The sequence below is a fragment of the Collinsella aerofaciens genome (assembly GCF_005845035.1).
GTDB classification, from domain to species: Bacteria; Actinomycetota; Coriobacteriia; order Coriobacteriales; family Coriobacteriaceae; genus Collinsella; species Collinsella aerofaciens_I.
This window is the reverse complement of the sequence record NZ_SPFO01000010.1, coordinates 63,882-71,269: the sequence shown is the minus strand read 5'-3', so window position 1 is coordinate 71,269 and position 7,388 is coordinate 63,882. Positions and strand designations below refer to the sequence as shown.

Genomic DNA, 7,388 nt, shown 5'->3' with positions numbered 1-7,388 from the left:
CTGGAGGGCGTGCGCTCGGTGCTGGGCGCCGACGGCATGGGGAGGGTCTTCCGCGCCGTGCTCACCGACAACGGCGCGGAGTTCTCCGACGAGGCGGCGATCGCGGCGCTGCTCGGCGAGGGGCCCGGCGAGACGAGGCTGTTCTACTGCGACCCGCGCCGCAGCGACCAGAAGGGCGCCTGCGAGCGAAACCACGTCGAGATAAGGAAGCTGCTGCCCAAGGGCACCGGGCTCAGGTTCGACCGGCTCGCCCCGGCGGACCTGGCGCTGGCCATGTCGCACGCGAACTCCGAGCCCCGCGGCGCGCTCGGCTTCTCGACGCCCGCCCGCGCCTTCAGGGCGATGCTCGGGGAGGACGCGGCGGCGCTGCTGGACGCCTACGGCGTGGGGGACGTGGCGCTCGGCGAACTCGACCTGACGCCGGGCCTCATCGAGAGGGCGCGCGCAGAGAGGGGCGATGCCCCGCTGGCCTAGCCTAAGGGCGAAAACGGAATAGACGGACCGACCGTCCGGCTGAGTCTGGGAAGAGGCGCCGGGCGGCGGGCGGAGCATGGCCACCGGACCCATCGAAACACATCTCCACCGTTCCTTCAACTGGGGAAATGCCGCCCCCGGACCCCAGGAGGGGCCGCGGGGGCGTTCGGCTAGCTGCGGGAATGGCCTATTTGCTCAATGTGTTCGGCTGAGATCGGAAATCAACCACCCTCCGCGAAATCTTAAGGAATTAGACAAACTGGTCGTCGGGCGCCAACAGAAGCTCGCCGTAACGTTTCGTCAGCCCGTCTCTCAACTGACAGAAAGCGGGAATATAGACGTTCAAGATGCGCTGAATCAAATCTTGAGCGAGCTTGTTGTCGTAGATATGGACGTTCGTATTGCGGTCTCTGAGCATATCCAGCCAGGCTGCCTCATCAATAAAGTCGTAGAATCGGTAGGACTCCTTCAAGATGGCACGAGGAGACCCCGACGCGGCAAGCGTGGCGCCCTCATACTCGAGCAGACGCTTAAGGAGCTTCCAGCTCAGTTCAAATTGAAGATTGAACTTATTAATCAATCCACTCTGAACAAAATCATTGTTGAGATCCTGATTGGGCGCATCCTCAAGATTCGCCAAGGCGCTAACAAAGTTCTCATATTTTTTCATACAGAATCACACCATCCTTGGCAATCTCATCGAGCAATTGCTGCGATAGGGACTCGTCGAGATTGACGACATCTACATCTAAAAGAGTATCAAGATGTTCCTCGATCAAATATGAGAAACGGCCGAAATCCCGGCAACCTGCTACGGCGATGTCAATATCGCTCTTGGGCAAGTTGTCGCCTCGAGCACGAGAACCAAACAACACGACCTTCTCGGCGTCACATTCCCGAGCAAAAACTTCGATTTGCTTGTACACCTTGTCGAGAGATGCCATTTGCACCCCTACAGCTTAATGTCAAAGTTGATCTCGGGGACGGCGGCTAGGTCGGCCAACGTCACGCCGTCGACGTACTTTTCGATTACGTCGTCCAGACCGCGCCAGAACTTGACCGTTGAGCACAGATCACTACGGGTGCAGCTGTTGTCGATGCCGTCGCACGCCACTGGAGCCGTGCTGCCCTCGACGGCACGCAGGATGTCGCCGGCGCGCACCTCGGCCGGGTCCTTGGCCATCATGTAGCCGCCGCCCTTACCGCGTACGCTCTTAAGCAGGCCCGCTTTCATAAGCGGACGAACCAGCTGCTCCAGATACTTTTGTGAGATATGCTCGCGGTCGGCGACCTCGCGCAGGGCGATCTTGCCCCCGGCATCACCAAGCGCTGCGATATAGATCATCAGTCGGAGGGCATAGCGGCCCTTAGAGGAAATGAGCATACCTACCCTCCCATCGTTGCTGGGACAACATAACCAGGTTTGTTGTCCCAAATTTAAAGCAAGTGGGACAAACACAACAGGTTATTTTGTCCCAGAATTTGAAAAGTCGAGTGGATTAGTCGGGTTTTCCCTTGACTAACGCCGAACCCATAGTAACTTTATTCCGAGAAGATTCCTAGGGTTTAGTACACCTATGAGTACACCATATACAGAGAGGGACAGCATGAGCGCAAATCCGCTGCTTTCCATCGAAGGTCTGACCGCCTCCGTGGACGAGAAGACCATCCTCCACAACGTCAACCTTAACGTCGCCGCCGGCGAGACCCACGTGCTGATGGGACCCAACGGCGCCGGCAAGTCCACCCTCGGCCACCTGGTCATGGGCGACCCTGTTTACACGGTCAACGACGGCCGCATCGTCTTTGACGGCCAGGACATCACCGAGCTCACCACCGACAAGCGTTCGCGCGCCGGCCTGTTCCTGAGCTTCCAGGCTCCGGTCGAGATCCCGGGCGTGCCGCTGTCGAGCTTTTTGCGCGCCAGCATCGCCGGCCGCCCCGGCCTGGAGATGAAGGGCAAGGAGTTCCGCCGTCGCGTCAAGGAGCTCGCGGCCGAGCTCAACATGGACACCGCCTACCTCAACCGCGAGCTGGGCGTGGGCTTCTCGGGCGGCGAGAAGAAGAAGGTCGAGATGCTCCAGCTCCTGCTGCTGCAGCCCAAGCTCGCCATCCTGGACGAAACCGACTCCGGCCTGGACGTCGACGCCCTGTCCACCGTCAGCCACGGCATGGACGCCTACCGCAAGAGCTGCGACGGCTCCATGCTCATCATCACGCACAACACGCGTATCCTGGAGCACCTGGATGTCGACCGCGTCCACGTTATGGTCAAGGGCCACATCGTACGCGAGGACGACGCCTCGCTGATCCCCTGGATCGACAAGAACGGCTTTGAGACCTTCGAGCGCGAGGCCGCCGAGCAGCGCGCCCAGGCCGAGTCCGCCGTTGCCGAGCAGCAGGCGTAAAGGGGCGACGCAATGACCAAGAACCGCACCGAGGTCGCGGACATCGACCGCAGCCTCTACGACTTCACCTATGGCGAGGAGGGATTCGAGCGCCTCGACGCCGGCATCACGCCCGACATCGTGCGCGAGATCAGCGCCAAGAAGGACGAGCCGCAGTGGATGCTCGACCTGCGCTTAAAGTCCCTCGAGATCTTCAATCGTTTTCCCGACCCGACGTGGGGCCCCTCCATCGAGGGCCTGGACATGGACAACATCGTCACCTACGTCAAGCCCAACACCGACCAAAAGCACGACTGGGAGTCGGTGCCCGACGACATCAAGAACACCTTTGAGCGCTTGGGCATCCCCGAGGCCGAGCGCAGCTACCTGGCGGGCGTCGGCGCGCAGTACGACTCCGAGCTGGTCTACCACAACATGCAGGACACGGCGTCCAAGATGGGCATCGTCTACTCCGGTATTGAGGAAGCCCTGCACGATCCGCAGTGGGAGCCGCTCATCCACGAGAAATTCATGACGCTCATCCCGCCCACCGACCACAAGTTTGCGGCCCTGCACGGCGCCGTGTGGTCGGGCGGCTCGTTTGTCTACGTTCCCAAGGGCACCAAGCTCGATTTTCCGCTGCAGAGCTACTTCCGCCTTAACGCCAAGGGCGCCGGCCAGTTTGAGCACACGCTCATCATCGTCGAGGACGATGCCGACCTGCACTTTATCGAGGGTTGCTCCGCGCCCAAGTACAACGTGGCCAACCTCCACGCCGGCGCTGTGGAGCTCTTTGTGGGCAAGCGTGCGCACCTGCGCTACTCGACCATCGAGAACTGGTCCAAGAACATGTACAACCTCAACACCAAGCGTGCGCGCGTGGACGAGGACGGCGACATCGAGTGGATCAGCGGCTCCTTCGGCAGCCACGTGGGCTACCTCTACCCCATGAGCGTGCTCAACGGCCGCCGCGCCCGCTCGAGCTTTACCGGCATCACCTTTGCCGGCGCCGGTCAAAACCTCGACACCGGCTGCAAGGTCGTGCTCAACGCACCCGATACCTCGGCAACCGTCGAGACCAAGGGCATCTCTAAGAGCGGCGGTATCCAGACCTTCCGCAGCTCCATCGTGGCCACGCCTAAGGCCGAGGGCTCCAAGGCAACCGTGAGCTGCCAGTCGCTGATGCTCGACGACCAAAGCCGCTCCGACACTATTCCAGCCATGGACATCCGCGCCAAGAACGTCGACATCGGCCACGAGGCCACCATCGGACGTATCGGCGACGACAAGGTGTTCTACCTGATGAGCCGCGGTATCTCGGAGGAAGAGGCCCGTACCATGATCGTCAACGGCTTTGCCAACCCGGTCTCCAAGGAGCTGCCGCTGGAGTACGCCGTCGAGATGAACAACCTGATCAAGCTCGAGATGGAAGGAGCGATCGGATAATGAAACAGACCACTAACACCGCTGCTACCACCCTTGAGCAGGTCAACGCGATGCCGGCCGCCACTTGGGGCTGGCTGAAGATGAATCAGACCAAGCTCGAGCTCTCTGACGAGCTTGCCGCCGCTCCCACCGAGGCCGTTGAGGTCGAGGGCTTGGACGAGCAGTTTACTGGCGTGGCAGACGCGTTCGAAGCCGCCATGGACACCATGGCCGAGCGCTTCCCCGAGCACCGCGCCTCCGCCCCCGGCGACGCCGCCGACCGCGCCCGCATCACGCCCGAGACCGAGCTCGACGTGCCCGCCACCTCCATCTACCAGGCCGGCGCCATCAAGCTCGAGGAGGAGCTCTCCCCTGCCGAGGCCTTCGAGACTGGCATGGGCGAGGCTACCTACACCTACCTGGCCGACCACGCCACCAAGCGCGTCGTCATCGATGTGCCCGCATACAAGCACGCCACGGTTACAGTGCGCGTGAGTGGCGTCGACGCTGCCGCGGCCATCGCCGCCATCGATGTCGTCGCCCGTCCGCAGGCAACGCTCGACCTGCGCATAGCCCTGGACTCCCCCGTTGCCGGCCAAGGCGTCGTGGGCTCCGCGCTACGCGTGTGCGCCCACGAGTACGCCACCGTCAACGTGACCTGCACGCAGACGCTCGACGATAGCTGGATCGCGCTCGACGACACCGGCCTGTTCCTGGACGAGGGCGCGCGCGTCAACGTGCAGCACACCGTCCTGGGTGCTGGCGCCAGCGCCACCGGCCTTGCCGGCGACCTGCTGGGCGATACCGCCAAGGTGACGATCGATACTGATTACTTGGGCGCCCGCGAGCAGGTGCGCGACTTTAACTACGAGCTGCGCCACCGCGGCCGCAAGACCGAGTGCGAGATCGACGCCAACGGCGTGCTGACCGGCACGTCCAAGAAGGTCTACCGTGGCACCATCGACCTCGTGCACGGCTGCAAGGGCGCAACCGGCACCGAGCGCGAGACGGTGCTTTTGGCCAACAAGGGCGTCGACAACAAGACCGTTCCCGTCATTCTCTGCGACGAGGACGACGTCGCCGGCAACCACGGCGCCACGATCGGCCACGTCCGCGACGAGCAACTGTTCTATCTCGCCTGCCGCGGCCTTGACCAAAACGCCGCCGAGGACCTGTTCATTCGCGCCAAGCTGGAGGACGCCGCGCTTTCCGCCACCGACGAGCGCACCCGCGCAGCCGTCGTCCGCTTGGGCAACAACCTGATCGACAACTTTGAAGAGGAGCTCGCATGATCGACACCGAGCACGTTAAATGCGACACCTGTACTGCCCCCGAGCCCATGGAGCTCGACGCCAGCGACGAGGCTTCGCGCGGCTGGCCCACCGTGGACATCGAGACCAACCCCTACAAGGACCAGTTCCCGCTGTTCCAGCAGCACCCCGAGATCGCCTTCCTCGATAGCGCCGCCACCGCGCAGCGCCCCGCCTGCGTGCTCGACGCCGAGCGCGACTTCTACCAGCGTATGAACGCCAACCCCCTGCGCGGCCTGTACTCGCTGTCCGTCGAGGCCACCGATGCCATCGCGAAGGTCCGCCAGCAGATCGCCGACCTCATCGGCGCCGCCCAGGCCAACGAAGTCGTCTTCACCCGCAACACGAGCGAGTCGCTCAACCTGGTCGCCAAGAGCTTTGCACCCACGGTGCTCGAGCCCGGTGACGAGGTCGTCATCACCATCATGGAGCACCACTCCAACCTGATTCCGTGGCAGCAGGTCTGCCGCGAGACCGGCGCCAAGCTCGTCTACCTCTACCCTACCAAGACCGGCCAGCTCACCACCGAGGAGGTTCTTGCCAAGGTTGGTCCCAAGACCAAGATTCTGGCCGTGGGTCAGGTTTCTAACGTGCTGGGCGTCGAGAACCCGGTCAAGAACCTCGGCAAGCTTGTGCACAAGTACGGCGGCTATCTGGTCGTCGACGGCGCACAGTCGCTGCCGCACATGCCGGTCGATGTGGCCGACCTGGGAGCCGACTTCTTTGCCTTTAGCGCGCACAAGGCCATGGGCCCCATGGGCATCGGCGTGCTGTGGGGCAAGATGGACCTGCTGAACGCCATGCCGCCCATGCTCACCGGCGGCGAGATGATCGATTCGGTCACCGAGCAGGACGCCGTCTGGGCGCCCGTCCCCGAGAAGTTCGAGGCCGGCACGCAGGACGCCGCCGGCATCTTCGCCACGGGCGCCGCCCTTAATTACCTAGTCAACACGGTGGGTTACGAGAACATCCAGGCCCGCGAGCAGGCACTCGTCCACTACCTGATGGGCGAGCTCATGCAGCTCGACTTTGTCCAAATCATCGGTTCCATCTACTGGGACAACCACCACGGCGTTGTGAGCTTTAACGTCAAGGGAATTCACCCGCACGACGTCGCGAGCATCATGGACATGGACGGCGTCTGCATCCGCGCCGGCCACCACTGCGCGCAGCCGCTGCTCACTTGGCTGGGCGTCGAGAACCTTGCCTGCTGCCGCGCCAGCGTGGCCTTCTACAACGACAAGGCCGACATCGACAAGTTCATCGCCGGCCTGCATCACGTTTGGAGCACGTTCAATGGGTAATCTGTACACCTCCACCACGTTTATGGAGCACAACTCGCACCCCGACTATAAGTACGAGATGGATGCTCCCACGCACGAGCACGACGGTATCAACCCCAGCTGCGGAGACGAGCTCACCTTGCAGCTGCGTGTCGAGAATGGCGTGATCGAGGAGGCCTCCTTTACCGGTCATGGCTGCGCCATCAGCCAGGCCAGCGCCGACATCATGGCCGACCTCATCACCGGCGAGACCGTCGAGGAAGCTCACCGCCTGGCAGAGCTCTTCCTCGCCATGATCCGCGGCGAGCAGCTCTCCGAGGAGGATCTGGAAGACCTGGATGAGGCCGCCCAGCTCCAGGACATCTCGCACATGCCCGCCCGCGTCAAATGCGCCGAGCTCGCCTGGCGCACCCTCGACGGCATGCTCACGGGACAAAATAATCAGTAGTATTTGTCCCAAATCTTAAGATTTTTGTTGGCCGAATCGCTTGACAAGAGTGGTTCGGCCA

The 7,388-nt window shown here is 62.4% G+C and carries 8 protein-coding genes and 1 pseudogene; 6 read left to right on the top strand and 3 right to left on the bottom strand.

Annotated elements, in window-relative coordinates:
- A pseudogene (locus tag FGQ67_RS06250) lies at positions 1 to 474 on the top strand (IS30 family transposase); the annotation flags it as partial.
- A 250-nt stretch (positions 475 to 724) separates the two neighbouring features.
- Here the strand turns inward: FGQ67_RS06250 and FGQ67_RS06245 are convergent.
- The 3 genes from FGQ67_RS06245 to FGQ67_RS06235 are packed head-to-tail and all read right to left on the bottom strand — an operon-like array spanning position 725 to position 1,858.
- The gene (locus tag FGQ67_RS06245) at positions 725 to 1,144 is read right to left on the bottom strand and encodes an HI0074 family nucleotidyltransferase substrate-binding subunit (protein WP_117746665.1); all 420 of its coding nucleotides are present in this window, start codon (positions 1,142 to 1,144) and stop codon (positions 725 to 727) included.
- Entirely contained in the window at positions 1,131 to 1,418 is a 288-nt protein-coding gene (locus FGQ67_RS06240) for a nucleotidyltransferase family protein (RefSeq protein WP_055286556.1), read from the bottom strand. The genes FGQ67_RS06245 and FGQ67_RS06240 overlap by 14 nt, the downstream gene beginning before the upstream one ends.
- 8 nt (positions 1,419 to 1,426) lie before the next feature.
- Complete coding sequence (locus FGQ67_RS06235; protein WP_138340655.1) at positions 1,427 to 1,858, bottom strand: RrF2 family transcriptional regulator; 432 nt, start codon at positions 1,856 to 1,858, stop codon at positions 1,427 to 1,429.
- A gap of 223 nt (positions 1,859 to 2,081) precedes the next feature.
- Between FGQ67_RS06235 and sufC the strand changes: the two genes are divergently transcribed.
- Genes sufC through sufU form a run of 5 tightly spaced genes read left to right on the top strand, consistent with a single transcriptional unit; the run spans position 2,082 to position 7,327 of the window.
- Positions 2,082 to 2,882, top strand: a complete 801-nt coding sequence (gene sufC / locus FGQ67_RS06230; RefSeq protein WP_138340653.1) for a Fe-S cluster assembly ATPase SufC — start codon at positions 2,082 to 2,084, stop codon at positions 2,880 to 2,882.
- Between the two features lie 12 nt (positions 2,883 to 2,894).
- Positions 2,895 to 4,307, top strand: a complete 1,413-nt coding sequence (gene sufB / locus FGQ67_RS06225) for a Fe-S cluster assembly protein SufB (RefSeq protein ID WP_117854891.1) — start codon at positions 2,895 to 2,897, stop codon at positions 4,305 to 4,307.
- A complete protein-coding gene (locus FGQ67_RS06220) occupies positions 4,307 to 5,578 on the top strand; it encodes a SufB/SufD family protein (protein WP_138340651.1) in 1,272 nt (423 codons plus the stop codon). Before sufB ends, FGQ67_RS06220 begins: the two co-directional genes overlap by 1 nt.
- Positions 5,575 to 6,900: an aminotransferase class V-fold PLP-dependent enzyme gene (locus tag FGQ67_RS06215; RefSeq protein WP_212746015.1), complete on the top strand. Its 1,326-nt coding sequence runs from the start codon at positions 5,575 to 5,577 to the stop codon at positions 6,898 to 6,900. Before FGQ67_RS06220 ends, FGQ67_RS06215 begins: the two co-directional genes overlap by 4 nt.
- The gene (sufU, locus tag FGQ67_RS06210; protein WP_138340649.1) at positions 6,893 to 7,327 is read left to right on the top strand and encodes a Fe-S cluster assembly sulfur transfer protein SufU; all 435 of its coding nucleotides are present in this window, start codon (positions 6,893 to 6,895) and stop codon (positions 7,325 to 7,327) included. Before FGQ67_RS06215 ends, sufU begins: the two co-directional genes overlap by 8 nt.
- The last annotated feature ends 61 nt before the right edge of the window (positions 7,328 to 7,388 follow it).